18 protein-coding genes are annotated in these 19,482 nt (G+C 69.4%); 13 read left to right on the top strand and 5 right to left on the bottom strand.

Annotated elements, in window-relative coordinates:
• Positions 1 to 124: 124 nt before the first annotated feature.
• The 4 genes from ASD33_RS19340 to ASD33_RS19325 all read left to right on the top strand — a co-directional run bounded on the left by ASD33_RS19340 (position 125) and on the right by ASD33_RS19325 (position 3,440).
• Entirely contained in the window at positions 125 to 565 is a 441-nt protein-coding gene (locus ASD33_RS19340; RefSeq protein ID WP_056561794.1) for a hypothetical protein, read from the top strand.
• A gap of 50 nt (positions 566 to 615) precedes the next feature.
• Entirely contained in the window at positions 616 to 2,058 is a 1,443-nt protein-coding gene (locus ASD33_RS19335) for a hypothetical protein (RefSeq protein WP_242427188.1), read from the top strand.
• Positions 2,055 to 2,567 carry a hypothetical protein gene (locus ASD33_RS19330; RefSeq protein ID WP_024755119.1) on the top strand — a complete coding sequence of 171 codons (513 nt, stop codon included), beginning with the start codon at positions 2,055 to 2,057 and terminating at the stop codon, positions 2,565 to 2,567. The genes ASD33_RS19335 and ASD33_RS19330 overlap by 4 nt, the downstream gene beginning before the upstream one ends.
• 78 nt (positions 2,568 to 2,645) lie before the next feature.
• Positions 2,646 to 3,440 carry a fumarylacetoacetate hydrolase family protein gene (locus tag ASD33_RS19325; protein WP_056561792.1) on the top strand — a complete coding sequence of 265 codons (795 nt, stop codon included), beginning with the start codon at positions 2,646 to 2,648 and terminating at the stop codon, positions 3,438 to 3,440.
• Positions 3,441 to 3,446: 6 nt separating this feature from the next.
• On the opposite strand, the gene ASD33_RS19320 is transcribed toward ASD33_RS19325, so the two are convergent.
• Complete coding sequence (locus ASD33_RS19320) at positions 3,447 to 4,805, bottom strand: hypothetical protein (protein WP_056561789.1); 1,359 nt, start codon at positions 4,803 to 4,805, stop codon at positions 3,447 to 3,449.
• A 253-nt stretch (positions 4,806 to 5,058) separates the two neighbouring features.
• Between ASD33_RS19320 and ASD33_RS19315 the strand changes: the two genes are divergently transcribed.
• The 6 genes from ASD33_RS19315 to ASD33_RS19280 all read left to right on the top strand — a co-directional run bounded on the left by ASD33_RS19315 (position 5,059) and on the right by ASD33_RS19280 (position 11,820).
• Positions 5,059 to 5,574: an ATP-binding protein gene (locus ASD33_RS19315; RefSeq protein WP_242427084.1), complete on the top strand. Its 516-nt coding sequence runs from the start codon at positions 5,059 to 5,061 to the stop codon at positions 5,572 to 5,574.
• Positions 5,571 to 6,053 carry a hypothetical protein gene (locus tag ASD33_RS19310; RefSeq protein ID WP_056561787.1) on the top strand — a complete coding sequence of 161 codons (483 nt, stop codon included), beginning with the start codon at positions 5,571 to 5,573 and terminating at the stop codon, positions 6,051 to 6,053. The genes ASD33_RS19315 and ASD33_RS19310 overlap by 4 nt, the downstream gene beginning before the upstream one ends.
• Before the next feature lie 222 nt (positions 6,054 to 6,275).
• Positions 6,276 to 7,226, top strand: coding sequence for a TauD/TfdA family dioxygenase (locus ASD33_RS19300; RefSeq protein ID WP_056561783.1), 951 nt, complete (start codon positions 6,276 to 6,278; stop codon positions 7,224 to 7,226).
• Entirely contained in the window at positions 7,223 to 9,391 is a 2,169-nt protein-coding gene (locus tag ASD33_RS19295) for a radical SAM protein (RefSeq protein WP_107103755.1), read from the top strand. The genes ASD33_RS19300 and ASD33_RS19295 overlap by 4 nt, the downstream gene beginning before the upstream one ends.
• Positions 9,388 to 10,581 carry a UDP-N-acetylglucosamine--N-acetylmuramyl-(pentapeptide) pyrophosphoryl-undecaprenol N-acetylglucosamine transferase gene (locus ASD33_RS19290; protein ID WP_056561777.1) on the top strand — a complete coding sequence of 398 codons (1,194 nt, stop codon included), beginning with the start codon at positions 9,388 to 9,390 and terminating at the stop codon, positions 10,579 to 10,581. Before ASD33_RS19295 ends, ASD33_RS19290 begins: the two co-directional genes overlap by 4 nt.
• Positions 10,582 to 11,109: 528 nt before the next feature.
• On the top strand, positions 11,110 to 11,820 hold the full coding sequence (locus ASD33_RS19280) for a hypothetical protein (RefSeq protein ID WP_056561771.1): 711 nt from the start codon (positions 11,110 to 11,112) through the stop codon (positions 11,818 to 11,820).
• Here the strand turns inward: ASD33_RS19280 and haaN are convergent.
• The 4 genes from haaN to haaT all read right to left on the bottom strand — a co-directional run bounded on the left by haaN (position 11,801) and on the right by haaT (position 16,648).
• The gene (gene haaN, locus ASD33_RS19275) at positions 11,801 to 12,295 is read right to left on the bottom strand and encodes a cyclophane-containing RiPP N-acetyltransferase HaaN (RefSeq protein WP_056561770.1); all 495 of its coding nucleotides are present in this window, start codon (positions 12,293 to 12,295) and stop codon (positions 11,801 to 11,803) included. The two genes, ASD33_RS19280 and haaN, sit on opposite strands and share 20 nt — an antisense overlap.
• An 85-nt stretch (positions 12,296 to 12,380) precedes the next feature.
• Entirely contained in the window at positions 12,381 to 13,541 is a 1,161-nt protein-coding gene (locus ASD33_RS19270) for an FxsB family cyclophane-forming radical SAM/SPASM peptide maturase (protein WP_056561769.1), read from the bottom strand.
• A 13-nt stretch (positions 13,542 to 13,554) separates the two neighbouring features.
• Positions 13,555 to 13,734 (bottom strand): HaaA family cyclophane-containing RiPP peptide, encoded by a 180-nt coding sequence (gene haaA / locus ASD33_RS19265; protein ID WP_056561767.1) that lies wholly within the window; start codon positions 13,732 to 13,734, stop codon positions 13,555 to 13,557.
• Between the two features lie 127 nt (positions 13,735 to 13,861).
• Entirely contained in the window at positions 13,862 to 16,648 is a 2,787-nt protein-coding gene (gene haaT, locus ASD33_RS19260) for a cyclophane-containing RiPP biosynthesis TPR protein HaaT (RefSeq protein WP_199863552.1), read from the bottom strand.
• A 290-nt stretch (positions 16,649 to 16,938) separates the two neighbouring features.
• Here haaT and ASD33_RS19255 point away from each other — a divergent pair, with 290 nt between their 5' ends.
• Genes ASD33_RS19255 through ASD33_RS19245 form a run of 3 tightly spaced genes read left to right on the top strand, consistent with a single transcriptional unit; the run spans position 16,939 to position 19,376 of the window.
• On the top strand, positions 16,939 to 17,625 hold the full coding sequence (locus ASD33_RS19255) for a hypothetical protein (protein WP_157870053.1): 687 nt from the start codon (positions 16,939 to 16,941) through the stop codon (positions 17,623 to 17,625).
• 32 nt (positions 17,626 to 17,657) lie between these two features.
• Positions 17,658 to 18,104, top strand: coding sequence for a hypothetical protein (locus tag ASD33_RS19250; RefSeq protein WP_056561764.1), 447 nt, complete (start codon positions 17,658 to 17,660; stop codon positions 18,102 to 18,104).
• Between the two features lie 60 nt (positions 18,105 to 18,164).
• Positions 18,165 to 19,376, top strand: coding sequence for a damage-control phosphatase ARMT1 family protein (locus ASD33_RS19245; protein WP_056561762.1), 1,212 nt, complete (start codon positions 18,165 to 18,167; stop codon positions 19,374 to 19,376).
• The last annotated feature ends 106 nt before the right edge of the window (positions 19,377 to 19,482 follow it).

Raw genomic sequence — 19,482 nt, 5'->3', positions numbered from 1 at the left:
CGTCAACATCACCCGCAGCCGCCTCGGACGCCTCACCCGTCAAGGCTTCCTCACCCAGCCCGGACGAGGCCGCTACCAGAAACGGACTTAACGCCCTCTGAGGGACTATCAACGGGGGAGACGCATGGCTTGGGACGAATGGGAGCATGTCAAGGCGAACGCGGCAGCCCAGCAGTCCACGCCGATGCGGCTGAACCAGCTCGCGCCGACCGCGGGAGGTGGCGGTGCCGGCAAGCCGGACCTAGCCTCCAGCCCAGCGGCTAAGAAGGCGGCGGCGAAGGCGATCGACGACGACCTGGAGCCGGGGGTCACGAGGGACGGCAAGCACGCGGCCGAGACCACGAATGCCGCGGTCAAGGCGTTCGCGGCGAAGGACGGCCACGGCTGGGACACCTCCGGTGCGCTGAAGAGAGCCCACGAGACGTGGGAGAAGCAGGTCAAGATGCTGCTCGGGCGCCTGTCCTCGGAGAAGCAGGCCCTCAGCGCGACCGGCATCAGCATGCAGAACAACGAACTCGACATCGCCGCCCGACTGGCCCGCCAGTCGCGGATCCAAGGCATCTGACGGGCCGGTAGACCGGCCTCAGGGGAGTCATGCCGACCTATCACGAAGCCATGAGCACCGACCTGTCCACGTTGACCGCCGCCGCGGGCAAGTGGGAGGAGATGGCCGCCAAGTTCAAGACGCTCGAGGACCGGTACGAGAAGGACGTCCACGGCGTCTCGCTCGGCGAGTCATGGATCGGGCTGAGCGCGAACGCCGCCAACGCCAGGTTCACCGTCACGCTCAAGGAACTCCTAGGAGCCCAGAAGGAGGCGAAGGCAGTCGCACGCATTCTGCGTGACGCGCACACCCAGCTCACCGACCTGCGCAACCGACTCAAGGCGATCCGTGACGACGCCGTCAGGGCCGGCATGCGCGTCTCCGACCAGGGAACGGTCGCTTTCGACACGGAGAGGCTCGCCCAGGACGAGCGCACGGCCTACGTCCACGACCCCGACTTCCAGCAGACCGCCCGCACCCAGGCGAACGAGTGGGCCGAAAAGCTCGTCCAGGCGGTCAAGTCGGTCACCGATGCCGACGACGGCATCCGCCTCGCCCTCGATGCCGCCGTCCTTGACTCCGACCCCATGGACGGCACCTTCAACGGCTTCAACCGGAACCCCCAGGACGGCCCCTACCCGTCCCTGGAGGAGGCTGGCAAGGCAGCCGGCATGCCCAAGGACCGCAAGGATGTCCCCGCGTGGTGGCGCAGCCTCGACCCGGTCACCCGGGGCATCCTGCTCCAGGAACGGGGCGACGAGCTGCGAGCGGCCGGAATCATGGACCCGCAGTACCAGTGGCATCCCGCCGACCCGGGCTCCGGTCCCTTCAACGTGGAAGACCCCACACCACGCGACGTGGAATTCCACGCCTTGGCCCTCAGCCTCGCCACGGTTGGCGACATTACCGGCCAAACCGGAGCATCCCGGAACATGCTGCACTACCTGCGCGGCACCGGCGAAACCCTCGACGTCGACGTGAACCGCATGCTGCACGACGACGCCAAGTTCCGGTCCGACGTCGAAGAGATCCATATCGCGCGAAACCAGGAAGAGTGGCGCAGGAAGGCGCTGGCCGAATTCGAGAAGGCCGGGGGCGACAAACCCGTCACCATTCCAGTGGAGAGCCATCAATACGGCGGTACGTTCACCGAGAAGACCGACTGGTACCACGCCCTGGGGTCACACCAGCAGACCATCTCGGGCGTGGTCACAGTCAGACCCGGCGAGGGCGGCAAGCCTGACGTGTCACTGGAGTACCAGGTCAATGTATGGGACCGGTACAACTGGGACAAGGATAAGCAAACCCCGTTCTATGGAGGGATCTCTATCAAAGATGCCGATATGGGCCATCTGCACACCGTCGGCATCGCCCAGGAGTTCGACATGCGCGGTAGCAGCTCGACGTTCACCCACGACTTGAACGGCGACGCGAGCCCTACAGTGAACCCTGCCGACCCTGGCCGATCGGGCGGCCGCGGGGACGTCTCGCGGGGCGACGAGGAGAACCGGTGAACAGGCGACACAAGACGCGCGGAAGCCTCTTCGTCGCGCTGATCTCCGCGCTGGTTCTCACGTCCTGCTCGACCGGGGCCCCCGGCAGCGCTACGCGCGAGAGCACCTATCCGTACTGGGAGAAGGGTGCCGGCGCCACCGAAGCGGCCGCGTTCATGAAGATTCAGATCCCCAAGGGCGCCACGGACGTCAAGGGTGCCGTGCAGGTCAACCCACGCGAAGACGAGTACATCCTCTCCTTCCGTACCGGCAAGGCCACAGCAGCCCAGGTCGCCGAGGACTTGCACTCCGAAGAGCCGCTGGCGCCATGGGGCATCAAGTCGACACAAGAGTCCGAACTCTTCGAGCACCTTGGACTTTCAGAGCCGAAAACACTCAAAGATGCCCTCTGGGCGGGTGTCTGCCCGCCGTGTGTCAAGGACTACCGACGTCGCGACGTCGCGTGGATGGAGATCTACATCGAGAACCTGGACTCCGAGCAAGCCCGGGTGTACCTCCGCGCATTCTGACCACGACCGGGGCCGATGGCTCTCCCGGGCCTGTCCGAGAAAGGCCGCCATACCCTGGCGCGAAGGTACGGTTCAGGCATGAGGCTGACGGGTGAATCGCAGCGGCTGGCCAGGTTCGAGTGGAAGGGCGACGTCCTTCACGGGCGCCTCATGGCTGAGGACGGGGACGACGTCCTGGAGGTGCTGAGCGCCGATCCGGTGAGGGGAACGACGGAGCCCACCGGCCGCCGCGTCCCGCTCCACGACGTACGGCTACTCGCCCCGGTCAGCCCCGGGAAGATCGTGGCTGTCGGCCGGAACTACGCCGACCACATCGCCGAGTTGAGCCTGGACACGCCGACCGCGCCCCGGCTCTTCTTCAAGCCGCCGTCCGCCGTGATCGGCCCGGCAGAGCCGATCCGCTACCCCACCCAGTCGCACGAGGTGCACTACGAGGCCGAGCTCGCCGTCGTCATCGGACGCACCGCCCGCGACGTCCCCGCCGAGCATGCGCTGGAGTACGTCTTCGGCTACACCTGCGCCAACGACGTGACCGCGCGGGACATCCAGCGGGAGGACGGGCAGCCGTCCTGGGCGAAGGCGTTCGACACGTTCTGCCCGCTCGGCCCGTGGATCACCACCAACCTCGACCCGACGAAGCTCGTCGTGCGTTGCGACGTGAACGGCGAAGAACGCCAATCGGCCGGTACGGACACCATGCTGCACCCGGTCGCGTCCCTACTCGCATACATCACGGCAGCGGTCACGCTGGAGCCGGGCGACGTGCTCCTGACCGGCACGCCGGCCGGGGTGGGCCCGGTCGTCCCCGGCGACGAGGTCGCGGTGAACGTCTCCGGGATCGGCTCCCTCGTCAATCCTGTCGTCGGCCGGTAGCTCGGCTCAGGCGCGCAGCAGCTCGGCGAAGTCCTTGCCGGCGGGAAGTTGGGCGTGTCCGGCGGCGCGGCCGAAGTCAGTCGCGTACTTCGTGACCATGCCGGTCCGGTGTTCGTCCGGTAGAGCTGTCAGGGCCTGGGTGGCGGTGCGGTACGCCTCCTCGGGCTCGCCGCCGCGAGCGAGGCATGTGGCACGGTCCAGGCGGATCAGGGTCGGGTCGAGGTACTCGGTGGGCGGGTAGAGGTCGAGGGCCCGGCGCTGGACCTGCCAGGCGTCCTCGTTGCGTCCCAGGTGCGTCCACGCGTTGCCGAGGTGCCAGAGGAACTGCCGCTCGGTGTGGCCGAAGGCGGGGTCGTCGCGGTCCTCGGCAGTCAGCCGGCCGAACGCGTCCTCTGCCTGGCGCAGCAGCGGCAGCGCCTCGTCCCCACGTCCCATGCGGGCGAGTGCCCGAGCCTCGACGAGGAGGCCGCGAGTGGTGGCGGGGCCAATGGTGTCGCCCAGGATGTGCCGCGCCCGGGCGGCCTGCTCGTGGGCGGAGGCAGGGGTGCCGTAGTAGAGGGAGACGATGGCCGAGCGTACGGTCAGCGCTCCTTCGAGCTGGTTGTCCCCGGCCTCCGAGGCGGCGAGGCGTCCAGTGTGGAACCAGCCTCGGGCCTCGCGGTGGGCCCCGAGGGCGGAGGTGAAGATGCCCGCCAAGGCCGCGAGTTGGGCGGCGACGCGGCAGAGGCGTTGGCGGTAGCGGATGGGCTGCCGCTGTTCCAGCAGTCGCTCCACCTCGGTGAAGTCGGCGAGGACATCGGCGAGAAGCCGGTGCGGTGGCACCGTCTGGTAGGCGTGCGCGTACTCGAAGGCCGTGGTCTCCCAGCGTTCCAGAGTCGCCGGCCCGACGGCCGACGATTCAAGCGCCAGGTCCATGCGCTGCCGTGCGGCGGCCATGACCTCCAGGGCCGCCTCGGTGATGCCGAGGGTCGTTCCGACGACAAGCCCGCGAATCAGGGTTCGCCGTTTCATCTCGTCCTCCTCCAGGAGCACGTTCGCCCCTGTCTCGGACGCGTGCTTCGGCTCTTGCTCTGTGCGTGTCGGTGGGGTGTCGGCGGTCGCTACCAGCGGCGAGGGCTCTGCTAAGGCGAGCAGCTTCTCGGCCGTCCAGCCCGGGAACATGCCCTCGAGTGCCTCGCACGCCTCGGCGCGCGGCACGCCCTTGATCTGCCCCGTGCGCCACCGGTCGTACTGCTTGCGCTGGGGTGTGACGTCGTCCAGGCGCAGGTCGGCGCAGACCTTGCGGAACTCGCGGCCGAACCGTGCGTATCCCCAGCCGCGTTCCTGTACGAGCCTGCCGAACACCGTCAGCTGTCTGTCGCCCACCGTGGACCCTTCGCATGGACGCCGTCAGGCCCTCCGCCTGTACGCGGCGATTGTCGATCACCTACCCGCCCGGCGGCCGGGCAGGACGCACTCGAGTCCCAGAAGACCACGGCAGGACCCTCCGGGGGCCGGAACGACGAGATCGAGGCCGTAGGAAAGTCCGTCGGCCCGCCGTCATTGTTCGGTGACCGCGACGGCGCGGCCTCACGGCTACGCCTCGCCACCAGGGTCCGACATGCGGAAGGGCTGGGCAATGGCGTCCTCGGTTCCCACCTCGATCATCACCACGAGCCTCATGGGCTGCCGTGGCATCCCCATGGCCGGCGGCGGCGCGCGCATAGCGCCGTCGCCCATGGACGTCTCCTTCGTCCGCGACGCCTCGCGGGTTTCTCAAGCGCGGCGGATCGGGACGGCCTGGCTGCGCAACGCGTGCCGGGTGCACGAGGCGCGGGTCGACTCCGCCGAGGTGGTGATCTCGGAGCTCGTCGGCAACGCGATCGTCCACGGGACGAGCGATTCCGTGGGCCTGCGCATGCGGCGCATGGGCGGCGAGGTCCGTCTGGAGGTCGACGACGGTTCGCCGTCCGAGGTACCGAGACCCAGGCGGGCCGGGGCCGAGGCGGAGCAGGGGCGGGGCCTGTGGCTGGTGGACGCGCTGGTGGCAGAGCTCGGCGGCAGCTGGGGGTTCACCGACGACGGCAAGGTCGCGTGGTGCGTCTTCCCGGTCATGCGGGAGCCCTCTCCGACGAACAGGGGTCGGGCGGCATGAGCCAGGCGGTCAAGGTCCCGTCGTGGCGAGTCCCGCCCGGCGCCCGGGTCGTCGTGTACGCATGCCTCTCTCCCGGAGCCGCCGCCCCGAAGGCACAGCCCCAGCGGGCGCTACGGCACGTGCTCCGGTACGTGAAGACGCGCGGCTGGACCGTGGCGGCGACCTACGTCGATCGGGCCGCCGTGCTTTCCAGCCGGGCGGACCGCCCCGAGTGGCCGAAGGTACTCGCCACGATCGAGGACGGACGGGCTGACGGGATCGTCGCACCGTCGATGGTGACGCTCTGGTTCCACCCGGAGGAACACGACTCGTTCATGGGGTGGCTGGAGAAGACCGGCGCGTTCGTCTCGACGCCCGACTCCCTCGCCGATCTGCGACGGCACCGCTCGGACGGTTCCTCACCCGAAAGCCCGACGGCACCCGAAGACACGGTGGCCGGCCCTCAGCCCGCGGCGGGATCGAAGCGCAGGCCCCGATGACCTCGGCACCCAGAGCCACGATCCCCCGGCGTCGGTTCGCCCGGTCGCGCTGGGCCCTCCGCCACCCCGTCCGGCTGCTTCGGCGCTACGACTTCGGCTGGTTCCAGTTCGCGGTGCTTCTCGTACCGGTCCTGCTGGTCATCTGGGTCACCGTCGCCCGCACCTACCTCCCGTTTCCCTCTCCCATTCGTCCCATTCGCTGATTCTCACGAGGAGTGCTCCATGACGTCCCGTTCCTTGTCCGTACCCGAGTACCGGGTGCCCCTGCCGAAGGAGCTCGTCGCCGACCTCGCCCGGCAGGCCGCCGCCCTCCCCGAGTGGCGGCTCGGCGACGACGGGCTGCTCTCGCCCGAGACCGCCGCGCGGTACGAGGAGACGCTGGCCGGCTTCTCCCGCGTCGACGAGTTCGCCGCGACCTGCGACCGTCTGCTCAACGCCCCCGAGGGCGAGGGCTTCGCCGTCCTCGAGCTGGCTGAGCTACTCGACGCGACCAACGACGAGGACGCCGGCCTGCGGGCCGTGACAGCTCTGGTCTCCCTGATCGCGACGCCGCTGCGGGCCTTCGACTGCTGGCCGCTGTGGAAGCCGCTGGGCACCAACCTGGCCATCGATCCGATGCGCGCCACGGGTTCCGGGTACAACCCGATGCACATCGACGTCGTGAACTCGACCCTCCCGCCGGACTGCAGCGCCCTGCTGTGCGTCCGTCCCGACCCGAAGGGCCGGGGCCACAGCCTCGTCTCGCAGGTCCGCCGCGCCGTGGACAGGCTCGGCTACGCCGACGCCGAGCTGCTGACCCACCCGCGGTACGTCGACGGGTCGTTCTTCGAGCTCAGGGGCGTGGGGGAGGAGTGGAAGCCGTTCCCGATCCTCGACGGTCTGCCGCCGTCGGAGGGCTTCGTCCGGTTCACGGCCAAAATGCTCGCGGACGCCGATCCCGCCGACCCGTACATCAAGGCGGCCCGGGCCCTGGAGCGCGAACTGATCGTCGGGCAGCGCCGGTTCCTGCTCGGGCGAGGTGACCTGCTCATCGCCAACCAGCACCTGTGCTGCCACGGCCGCGAGGCCCTCGGCGGCGGCCAGGAGGACGTACGCGAGAACGAGCGCCGGCTCCTGCTGCAGATCTTCCTCCGTGCCCAGGCGGGCCACGCGGCGCGGGAGGTCGTGGCATGACTCAGGCACCCGTGCTGATGCCGCTCCCCCTCACGATCCCGTCCGCGCGGCCGCGCGTCACGCTCACGGTGTGGCTGGCTGACCTCACGTACACCCAGCAGGCCGTCTCGGCGGAGACGATGCCGCAGGCGGTGGCCGGCCTGGCCACGTACGCGGCGAGCCGGATGGACCTGGACCACCCGGTACGGCTCTTCAAGTACCCCGAGGCCCTGGCGGAGGCGCTGGAACAGGACGGCCCGCCGGACGTGATCGGGTTCTCGCACTACATCTGGAACAGCCAGCTCTCGCTCGCGTTCGCCGGCCTGATCAAGGAGCGCTTCCCGCGTACGACGGTCGTCTTCGGCGGGCCCCACTACCCGCTGCGTCTTCCGGAGCAGACGGTGTTCTGGCGGGAGCGCCTGGCTGGCCGGGTCGACTTCTACGTCGACGGCGAGGGAGAGGCCGCCTTCGCCGACCTCCTCCTCGCCCTCAGCCGACGCGACCGGGACGACGTACGGGGCAGCCTCCCCGGGGTGCACCGTATGAACAGCGACGGCACTTTGTACGCGCCTCCCCCGCGTCCCCGGATCCACGACCTGTCCGACGTGCCCTCGCCGTACGCGCTCGGCCTGATGGACGAGTTCTTCGACGGCAAGCTCGTCCCCACCGTGCAGACCAACCGCGGCTGCCCCTTCAAGTGCACCTTCTGCCAGGAGGGCACCTCGTACTTCCAGAAGGTGGCCAAGAAGAACACCCAGCACATCCATGACGAGCTGCACGCCATCGGCCGCCACATGAAGCCGCTCGTCGAGGCGGGAACGGCGCGGAACGAGCTGCTCATCACCGACAGCAACTTCGGGATGTACCCGGAGGACCACGAGACCTGCCGGGTGATCGCCGAGTGCCAGCGGCTCTACGGCTGGCCCCGCGTCGTCAACGTCACCACCGGCAAGAACCAGCGCGACCGGGTCCTGTCCGCCGTCGCCCAGGTGCCCGGCGCGATCAGCCTCTCCGGCGCCGTGCAGTCTCTCGACCCCGACGTGCTGCGCACCATCGCCCGTACGAACATCGACGCCGGCAAGCTCATGGAGATCGCCCTCGCGGCGGCGGATACGGGCACCGGCACGTACAGCGAGGTCATCCTCGCCCTGCCGGGCGACTCCAAGGCCAAGCACCTCGGCACCTTGCGCCAGCTCGTCGACGCCGGCTTCAACCGGATCAACATGTTCCAGCTCACCCTGCTGCCGGGCAGCGAGATGTGCACGGACGAGTACCGGAGCGAGCATGGCCTGGTCACCAAGTGGCGTGTGATGCCGCGCTGCTACGGCTCGTACACGGTGCTGGGCGAGGAGCTGCGCGCCGCCGAGCTGGACGAGGTGTGTGTCACCGTGCCGGAGATGCCGTACGAGGACTATCGCGAGTGCCGGGTGATGAACCTGCTCCTGGCCGCCCTCTACAACGACGGCCTGTTCACCGCCCTCCCGGCCGTCCTGCGCGCCCACCAGATCTCCCCCATGACCTGGCTGGAACGGGCCCGGACCCTGTCCCACGGCCCGGCCTTGGCCGCCGTCCTGAAGGAGTTCGCGGTGGAGACCGACGAGCAGCTGTGGGACGAGCGGACCGACCTCCTGGCGTACGCCACCGAGAACATCGACCGGTACGTCGAGGGCCACCTGGGCAACAACCTCCTCTACACCTACCGCAGCCGCGTCCTGTCCGAGGCGCTCGACGACACGGCCGACCCGGCCGCCCGCGCCTGCCTCGCCGTGCTCCGCGAGACGGGTGTCGGGGTCGGCGGCGGCAGCCTGGTCGAGGCGCTCGTACGCGAGGCCGCCGAGTACCACCGCCTCACGCTCGCCGACGTCTTCCGCACCGATCCGCCCGAGGTGCTACGTCAGTCGGCGCGGTTCGACCTCGACGCTCTCCTCGCGGCGGCGCGGCGCCGGGACGGCGTCCGCGACCCCCGCTCCTTCCGCCTTACGGAGAGTGGGATGCGGGAGTTCGTCCTCACGGCGGAGCAGCAGCGGACGCTCAGCACGTACATGGGGCAGTTCGGCACGACCCCGTGGGGTGTCGGACGGCTCCTGACCAAGGTCCGGCTGGCTGATATCGTCCGGCACGTCCGAATGACCCCCAGCCCGGGCACCGCCCCGGCGCCCGCCGGAACGGAAAGCAGCCGCACGTGACCAGCGCAGAGCTCGACCGTCGTCTCGCCGCCCTCGGCCGGCCCTTCCGGCTGGTCGTCACGGGCGGCGGGACCGGCGGCCACACCTACCCGGCACTCACCGCCATCCGCACCACCGAAACCCGCCTCGCCGGGCTCGGCGTCGCCCTGGAAGTGCTGTGGGTCGGCACGCCGACGGGCCTGGAGGCGCGGGTCACCGAACGCGAGGGCATCCGCTTCAAGACCGTGGCCACCGGCAAGATCCGCCGCTCCAGCAACCCGCTCAAGCTGGCCTCCCCAGCGAACATCAAGGACATGGGCCGTGTCCCGCTGGGCGCCGCCCAAGCCCGCGCGATCGTCTCCGACTTCAAGCCCGACGTGGTGCTCTCCACAGGCGGCTACGTAGCCGTCCCGGTCGGGCTGGCGGCCAAGTTCTGCCGCCGCCCGCTCGTCATCCACGAGCAGACAGTCCGCCTGGGCCTGGCCAACCGTGCGCTGGCCCGGGCGGCCACCCGCGTCGCCGTCTCCTCCGAGTCGACGCTGCCGCTCCTGCCGGACTCGGTACGCGCCTCAGCGGTCGTCACCGGCAACCCCGTACGCCCCGAGGTCCTCACCGGCGAACCGGGCAAGGCCATCGCCGCCCTCGGCCTCACCGGCTTCGACCGAGCCCTGCCCACCGTCTACATCACGGGCGGCGCCCAGGGCTCGGTGCAGATCAACACCACCGTCCGGGCCGTCCTGCCGTGGCTGCTGACCCAGGCCAACGTGATCCACCAGTGCGGCGCCACCTCGATCGAGGAGTCCCGCCAGTACGCCGCCCAGCTCCCCGACGACCTCCGGCGCCGCTACCTGGTCACAGACTTCGTCGGCCCGGAACTGCCGGACGTCCTGGCCCTCGCCGACATCGTCATCTCCCGCAGCGGCGCGGGCACGATCGCCGAGCTCACCGCTCTCGGCAAGCCGTCCGTCCTCATCCCGCTCGCCACCTCGGCCGGCAACGAGCAGGAGCACAACGCCCTCCACCTCCAGCAGGCCGACGCCGCCGTGGCCCTGCTGAAGGACGCGGTCACCCCCGAGAACCTCCGCGACGCCGTCGCCCCGATGCTCGGCTCGCCGGAACGCCGCACGCACATGGCACACCAGGCCCGCACGCTGGGCCTCCCGGACGCCGCCGCCCGGCTGACGGAGGTGCTGCTGAGCGTCGCCGTGTGAGCTGCGGGCGTCGACAGAGCGGCTACGACACCGCCGTCTGACAGGACCTGCACCTTCGTACGGCCTGCCGGGCGGTGTTGCCCGCCGTCGCGACCGCGGGGTACGTGCTGCCCAGGCGATCCCAGAGCCCCGGCGGCGGATCGGGGATCCAGCCCCAGCCGGGTGCCTTCACCAGCTCCTCGTACGGGTGGTCACAGGCACCGGGCAGGTGGGCGCATCCGGCGGGTGAGATCAGGATGGTGTCGGCGGGGAAACCCCGCCATTCCCTCCGGATCGGCGACGCGGGCCGCTCCACCCTGGGTGCGGCGCCGTTCGTCGGGCAGTAGCACCCCTGTCCGACAATGAGTTCGCATCGCTCGCAGCGTTCTTCCTTCACAGCCCTGTGTCCCCTCCGCACCTGTTACCCCCTGCCAGATCTCCCCTGTCGAGACTAGCGGGCAGTCGGAGGCCGAGGTTTACAAACCGGGTGCGGTCGCCACGGGCGGCTGCAATGATTGAAGGTTCGATCACGCGACAGGAGTCACCGGTATGCCCAAGCAGGAAAACGTCCTTTCCTACGCGCGTTCACTGGCCGAATCACTGCGGGAGGGCTTGGAGTGGAATCCGGGCCAACACGGTGACGGACGCGGCTGGTGGGTTATCCGTGATCATCAGCAACTGCACACCCTGATGGCGAACGCGTTCGCCGGTATGGACTTCCTCCGCCAGTACGCCGGCCCCGACAGCTTTTGGACGTCGCGGGCCGCCGAGGTGTATCAGAACAAGGGAAACAATCAGTCCACCGAATCGGGTGCTCGCGCTGTTGGCGACGTACTGCTCACCTGGGTAGGACAGGTGGAAGCTGGTGTGACCGACATCGTCGGCGCCCGCGCGTGGGCGGAAGTCGATGTGATCAGCACAGACATGATGGGACAGGTCCGTCGGCTGCTGGAGGATAACCAGACTCACCCCGCCGCAGCCATCGTCCTCTGCGGCGGGGCCTTGGAGAGCGCTCTGCGCGCCGTGGTTGAGGGTCGCGGACTGGAACTGACTGAACGGCCCTCGCTGAGCGCGTACACGCGCCTCCTCCGCAGGGAGGAGCTGATCACAAAGCAAGAAGCGAAGGATCTTGAGCAAGTAGGTGGCCTCCGCAACGCAGCAGCTCACGGCCAGTTCAACGAGCTGAGCCGTGAGCGAGCTGGGCTCATGGAGCAGCAGACCAACCTTCTGCTCAGTAAGCTCACTGACCTCCAACAGTAACTCGCGGCACACCGACCTCAACCCGGTAGATGATCTTCCCGTCGAACTCGGCGAACCCGAGCGACTTGTAGAACGCACGGGCAGCGGGATTGTCGTGATCGGTCATCCACTCGACGCGACCGCACCCGGGGCGCGCGGCGGCCAGGGCCCGGAGTTCGTCCATGAGCCGGGCGCCGATGCCCTGGCGCCGCAGGGTGTCGCGGACGTACAGCTCCTTCAGGAACAGGGAGTGTGTGGAGCCCGCGGCCGGCCAGAGGAAGGAGTAGGCGGCAAGCCCCACGATGTCCCCGGCCTCGCCCTCGACCAGGAGAGCGGAGGCCAGCGGCGGGGCGCCGAACAGCGCTTCCTCCACCTGCGCGCGCCTTTCCTCGAAGGGCTGGATCCCGGTCGATCCGTAGAACCGCTCGATTTCCTCGATCAGTTCGGCCACCGCGTGGACGTCCCGCTGCTCGGCAGGTCGGATCGTCACCGTCATGGACAACTCCTCGTTGCTCGTTCGTCGTTCACTTCGCTCACCGGCTCCAACGCTCGACACCGCGGCGGCGCTACGGTCCGCCGCCTCATAGGGTCTGCGCTGCCGTCGCGGACGCGTCCCACCCGCTCGCGCGCAGGGAGTCCTGGACGTGGCGGATCAGGTACTCCAGGTCCGCGCAGTAGACGGAGGGGTTCCGGTAGCCGCGGTCGGCGCTGAACCGGTGCGGGAGGTAGCCGCCGCCGCAGACGTCCACCAGTGGGCAGCTCTGGCACTTCTCGGCGAGCGCGGCCCGGCCGTCTGCCCGGTGCAGGAGCTTCGGGTGGCGCGACGCCTCGTCGAAGGAGTGCTGGAAGACGTCGAGCCCGAGCCGGGACGCGCCCTCTTCGACGGAGCGCAGCGTGTCCAAGCCTTCCATCGTCCCGTCGGACTCGATCACGACGCTCGTCGGCGGGGCCAGGCCGAGTGTCTCCACGGCACCGCGTACGCCGGAGCTGAGCGCCACGATGTCCTCCAGCATCCGGATGCTGTGCCGGTGTTCGGGCCGGGCGAGCCAGGCGTCGTACACCCGGCTCATCCAGAGCCCGTACTCGGGCACGTCGGGGTTGTCGCGGTGCGGCGGGTCGTCGTGGGTGGCGTGCGGAAGCCCGAAGTCGATGACCGGCGGTTCGAAGGAGGCCAGGTAGTCGTGGACTTCGACGGGATCGTTGGCCAGGTCCACGACGGCGAGGAGGCCGGCGAAGAGGTGCGGCCGGTCCCGCAGCAGTTCGATGCCGCGGACGGCGGCCGCGGAGCTGGACCGGCCGGTGTGGGTCAGCCGGTGCCGGTCGTTCGCGGTCGGGGGCCCGTCGAGGCTCACCCCCACGACCACCCCGTATCTCTCGAAGAGATCGAGCCACGCCTTCGTGAGGAGCGTTCCGTTGGTCTGAATCTCGAAGCGGACCTTCACATCCGCCGGGACGCCTTCGCGCACGGCCTCGATGAGCTCGGCCACCTGCCGGCGGCCGGCGAGCAGGGGCTCCCCGCCGTGCAGGACGACGTGGACGGCCGGCAGGCCGTGCGCCGTGGCGTGCTCGCCGATGCGCAGGCCTGCCTCCCTCGCCACGTCCACGCCGAGCCGGACGGGCAGGTGCCGCCACGACTGGTCCTTCGAGTTGAAGACGTAGCAGTAGTCGCAGTCGATGTTGCAGCGGTTCGCGACCTTGAGGATGAACGTCCGGAAAGGCGCGGTCTCTTCGACGGGTGTCATCGAGCGCCGACGCTCAGAACCACCAGGGCCAGATGAGAGACGCCGCGTGAGGACCCTCGGCGAAGCCGTCCCCCGCGGACTTCTCGTCGTCGAGCCGCTGCTGCACACGGGCGGCGATCCGTTCCAGGACCGCATTGCCCTCGATGGACTCGGGGCATGCGGGCGGCGCGAGCACAGACGTACGTGACGACATTCAACGCTCCTCGTGGTGGTGGCACCGATGGTGGACCGGCACCGTGCGACGGTGGTTGAAGCGACAGACCGACTCGGCACCGTAGCAGTGCCGTCGTCGGCTGCGGCATACCGATTCCGGCCAGGTGTCAGCCGGGCTGTCCGGGTCGCTGGCCCCGCATCCGTTCGAGTTCCTCGGCCGCAGGGCCGGCTCCCAGACGCCGATAGAGGGCGGCGGCGTCCCGCAGGGCGTCCTCGGCTCGCGCCGGCCCGGCCGTGATCCAGTCGCAGCGGCCGATCCCTTCCAGCGCCCGTGCCTCCTCCAGCGGGGAGCGGATCTCCCGAGCCAGGGCGAGGGCCTGCTCGAAGTACTCCCGTGCGACTTCTGCCTCACCGGAGGCCCGCACCAGGGTCCCCCAGTGGTTCAGTACCTCGACCTCGCCGCTCCGGTCCCCCAGCTCTTGGTGGAGATCCAGGCCGCGCCGGAACGCCTCGATGGCCTCATCCCACTCGCCGAGCGTCCCTCGGGCGGCGCCCAGCTCGCTCAGGGCGGCGGCCTCTCCACCCCGGCTGCCGAGATCGAGGTACGCGGTCAGGGCTTCCTCCAGTACCCGAATCGCCTCCGTGGTGTTGCCCGACACGCGCTCCAGCACCCCGAGGTCGCGGATGCTGTTCGCGCGACCGAACCGCTCACCGAGTTCGGTGAAGTACTCCAACGCCTGGCCGTGCGCCTCCCGGGCCCCGACGATGTCGCCCGTGAGCCTCCTCACGACGCCCAACTCATTGAGCGCGTACGCCTGGTGGGTCCGGTCGTCGAGCTCCACGTAGATGTCGTACGCCTCACGGTGCCGGCGCGCCGCCTGCTCGTACTCGCCCATGAGGCGGTGAACGACGCCGAGGTCCCTCAGGGAGTTGGCCTCGCCGTACCGGTCATCGAGCTCCCGGTAGATCGACAGTGCCTCGCTCTGGGCCTCCACGGCGGCGTCGAACCTGCCGGTCTGTCGGCGCACCATGCCGAGGTCCGCGAGCGCGTTGGCCTGCCCGAGCCGGTCGCCCACCTCGCGGTAGAGCGCGAGGGCCTCGGTCTGGGCGCGTGCGGAAGCGTCGTTGTCTGCGGTCAGAAGCCAGACGATGCCGACCTGGTTCAGCGCGTCGGCCTGTCCACGCCGGTCGCCCACGGCCTCGTACTCCTCCACCGCCTCGTTGAGCGCCTCGACCGCCTCGGGATAGGCGGCCATGAAGCGCCGTACGACTCCGAGCTCGGCGAGCGCCCCGGCGAGGGCCCTGCGGTCTCCGGTGCGCCGGGCGGCCTCGGCGGCTGTCCGGTGGAGCCCGACGGCTTGGTCCCACGGGCCGGCCTGCCGCAGAAACGGGGCCATGGCGGCGGCGAGGCGGATGACGAGCTCGTGCAGGGCGAGACCGCTCGCGCGCCGGATGCAGGCGAGGACGTTGGCCCGCTCGTTCTCCAGCCAACCGAGGGCGGCCGCACGGGACTCGATGCGCGGGGTCTCCACCGCAGCGGCCTCGTCGGGCGGTACGGGCGCGACCGCGCCTCTACGGACGATGTGCCGGTTCGCGGCAGAGAGAGCGGCCAGGTAGTAGAGGCACACTCGCTGAACGGCCTGGGTCTGCTCCTCCATACTGCTGCCTCCCTCGTCGACGAGACCGCGGGCGTAGTCACGTAGCAGATCATGAAGCCGGTACCGGCTCCCCGGATGCTCGTCAATCATGTGAGCGTCGTACAGCGAGTCGAGCTGCCGCCGCGCCTCCGCCACGGTCACCCCACCGAGCGCGGCACCGATGTAGGCGTCGAGGTCGGTCCCGGGATAGAAACCCAACCCCCGGAAGAAACGCCGCCGATCCTCCTCCAGGTCCTGGTACGACAGCTCGAACGTCGCCGCCACCGCCCGCTCCCCGGCCCGCAGCTCCCCCAGCCGATCCCGCGCGGCTACCAGCCGCTCACGAAGGTCCTCGGCGCCCCACGACGGGTGGTGTCGTAACCGCGCGGCGAGCAGGGACACCCCCAGCGGCAGGTACCCGCACAGCCCGACGAGCTCCGCGACCACGTCCCGGTCGAGCGACGCCGCCGGCCGCCCACTGAGCCGTACGAACAGATCGACAGCGTGATTCGCCGGCAGCGCCTCCACGGCCAGCACTACTTCCTCCTGCGCCGCCAGCCGCTTCCGGCTGGTCACCAGCACCAGACAGTCGCCAGCCCCAGGAAGCAGCGGCTCCAGCTGCCGATAGCTGGCCGCGTTGTCGAGGATGAGCAGCGTCTTCCTCCCGGCGAGACCGCTGCGCCACATGGCGGCCCTCGCCTCGGTGACCGCGCCCACGTCGTCACCGGCCGGGATACGCCCCGCGGGCACCCCGGTCGCCGCCAGCAGCGACGCCAGCGCCTCGCCGGCCTGTACTGGGCTCCGCCCGGTCGTGTGCCCGTTGAGGTTCACGAACAGCTGCCCGTCCGGAAACCGCTCCGCCAGCACATGCCCGGCGTGCACGGCGAACGCCGTCTTCCCCACCCCCGGCATCCCGTCGATCACATGCACCGGCAGCGCCTCACCACTCTCCTGCGCCGCCCGCACCGACCCCACGAGCGCCGCCAGCTCGGCACCCCGGTCCGTGAACGCCGCGGTATCCCGCGGCAGCGCCCGCAACACGAGCGCGGCCCCCGGCGGCTCGGCCTCGCCTTGAGGCGCCGACTCGGGTGGACGCACGGGCGTCCGAGTCTCCGACAGGGAGGTCAACAGCACGGTCATCACCACAAGCAGCCCACCGAGCACCACGAACGAGAACCAGGCATGCCGCTGCAACCACCCCAGCCACCCCGGCCACTCCGACTCGGACACCGCGTTCGTGACCAGCCCCACGAGCATGGTCGTCACGGCCCCGACGGCAGCCACAACGGCGATCGAGATCCCGCGCCGAACCCTCATGCGCGATCCGCCCACTCGTTGGGGGAGCGAGTCTCTTCTGCTGGCACGCCACTCACACGACACAGCGATCCAAGATCAGGACCGTTCACGAAGCCCCCCGAGTTCGACGCCCAACTGCCCAAGGGGACCAGCGGAGGCGACCTCGGTCAAGGTCACCGAAGCGCCATAACGCGTCCGGATCCAGCCCTGCGAGATCACGACATCGGCCTGCCCTGAAAACCCTGACGCTGATCGGCTCCAGCGTGAGAGGCTGATCAGTTATGTCAGGTCCGTACGAGAGGTTCACGCAGATGACCGAGGCAGAGCTTGAGAGGCACGAAGGCGGCGACACCAAGGATGGCTGGTATCTCCTCGCATACGGCGATGAGTACTTCGTCAGTCGGCACAACCGCATCGAATTCGTCGACTTCGAGTACCGCCTCTCCTCTCTCGCCTGGCTGCGCGGCAAGATCGCGAAGAGCATCGATGCGGAACTGACCGAGCTCCGTGAGGCGCGGGAGAGTGGGAGTCACAGGGTCGCTGGGTGGGAAGGGGAGAGCGACATGATGCTCGACGAGTCAACGTACGTACTCGACACAAGCACACGCCAGATCAGCGCCGGCGTCATCGTCGTAGCTGCCGTCGCCGCACTCGAGTCCCTGATGAATCGGCTGCTCGACCAATCGGGCGACGAGGATCTCCACAGGGCGGGTCTCACCCGAAAGGCCCGAGTGCTCGCCGAGCGCTGGCAGGACACCGTCGATCGCCAGGAACTCGAAGACCACGTGTCGTGGCTGAGGGAGCGCCGCAACTCGTTCGCGCACCGTCTCATCGACGACATCGACTCCCAGTGGCGAAGCCACCCGGCGACATGGGACTTCGACGACGAAGCGGCCGATGAGGCACTGGAGAGAGTCAGCGCTGCCGCCTGGCTGCTGGAAGAGGGCTGGGAACAGCACCTCACCAGCCAGCGCGCTGATGCGCGATACGTACCCTGACAAACGGCAGCACACGATGAGGGAGCGAGAGCGTGGACGCGTCCGAACCGGCCGAACTCCGCACCACGTACATCTTCGGCCCCGCCGAGGGTTCCACGTGGGGCCTGACCTACGAGGGGATCGAGGCCAAGCTGCGTGAGCGGGAGACGGATACGTTCGTCCGTATCGATGAGGGGGAGAAAGGTCCCGTTCGCGGGTCCGCCATGCACTTCGGCATCACGGTCGGCGAGGAGGAGCTGGAGGGCATGGCCAAGCTGTCCCCGGAAGGCATCGCCATCGAGGACTGCACGGCCCATGCCGCAGCGGAGTTCGTCAAGTGGCTGTGGGGCAGCGTCGTCCCGGACGGCAGCAGCATCACCTTCAACACGGAGTGGGGCCTGGAAGCCGACCTGCCCGACGCGCTCGTCCCCCACGTCTCCCGCCCACGCCTCGTGGCCACCTTCCTGGCTCATCTCGAAGCCACCGGCGGGCTGGACTGACAGCGGGCATGCCCTCGGGGATCATGGCCACGTGAGCGACGTGCGAAGGGCCTCGGCACCATGACAGAGAAGACTTCCCGCGCCTCGGGCGACGAGACTGTTCGCGACTTCGGCCCCGTTGGTGCTCCGGTCGTCCTGGGCAACGAGCCCGGCTCGTTCGCCTGGAGTGTGCTGGCCAAGCGCCACCCTGCCCTCATCCGGCAGGTGCGGGACGCCTTCCCGTTCGGCCGCCGGCAGCATGAGGCTCTCGACGTCCTGCTGGACGAGATCACCAACGGTGTCGTCCAACCACTCGCCCCCGCGGACCACGACCACGTGCGTTGGGCGGCCTGGGGGCAGGAGCACTTCAGGCGCTCGTGGTACGACGCCCCGTTCCTGTGGGCGGAGAGCTACTTCTACCGCAGGCTCCTCGGCGCGGTCGGGTACTTCGGTGCTGGCCCTTGGCAGGGAGTCGATCCCTTCGCGCCGTTCAAACGGGCCGAACTGCGCGGCGACGCGGTGGAAGAGGAGCTGCGGGCCCTCGACACGCTCGCGAGCGCCTCGGCTGAGGAGCGGGCCACGGCCCTCCTGCACGCCTCGCTCTGGGGCAACCGCGCGGACCTCGGCTTCCGGGTCTCGGCGGGGGAGCCGGCAGTGGATGACGCCGCAGTCGTGGCGCTGGTCGCCGACGACAGCGCCACGCTGTGGCAGCTCCTGCCCGCCGGCACCGTAGCCGTGGTGGCCGACAACGCGGGACGGGAGCTGATTCCTGACCTCGTCCTCATCGACCACCTCCTCGCACACGGGCACGCGGGGCGGGTCGTGCTTCACGTCAAGCCCTACCCGTACTACGTCTCCGACGCGATGACCGCGGACGTGGTCGACTGCCTCCGCCGCCTCACCGAGGCGCCCGGTGAAGCCGGCCGGATCGGCGGCCGACTCTGGAAGGCCATGGCCGCGGGAAGCCTGGAGGTCCGCACTCACCCGTACTTCTGCGCTCCGCTGCCGTACGAGGAGATGCCCGAGGACCTGCGGAAGGAGTTCGCGGATGCCGAACTCACGATCCTGAAGGGAGATCTCAACTACCGTCGCCTGGTGGGCGACCGGTTGTGGAACCCGACCGCGCCGTTCGCCGAGCTCACGGCCTACTTCCCTGGGCCCGTCGCGGCGCTCCGGACCCTGAAGTCCGATGTCATCGTCGGCCTGGAGCAGGGAACGCTGGACGCCCTCGAACGGTCCGGGGCTGTTTGGCGTACGAGCGGTACTCACGCGCTGATCCAAGTGCGCCCGTAGATCTGAGAGGGCGTTAAGTCCGATCTTCCTCGGTTCGTGATCGCTCGATCGTGGTACTGATCGCCACGCCGGGCACCTGCTGGGCATGCTCATGCTGAGATGCGAG

It is taken from the genome of Streptomyces sp. Root1304 (assembly GCF_001426405.1).
GTDB lineage: Bacteria > Actinomycetota > Actinomycetes > Streptomycetales > Streptomycetaceae > Streptomyces.
The sequence above is the reverse complement of the archived record's forward strand: the minus strand, read 5'-3'. Positions and strand labels throughout refer to the sequence as shown.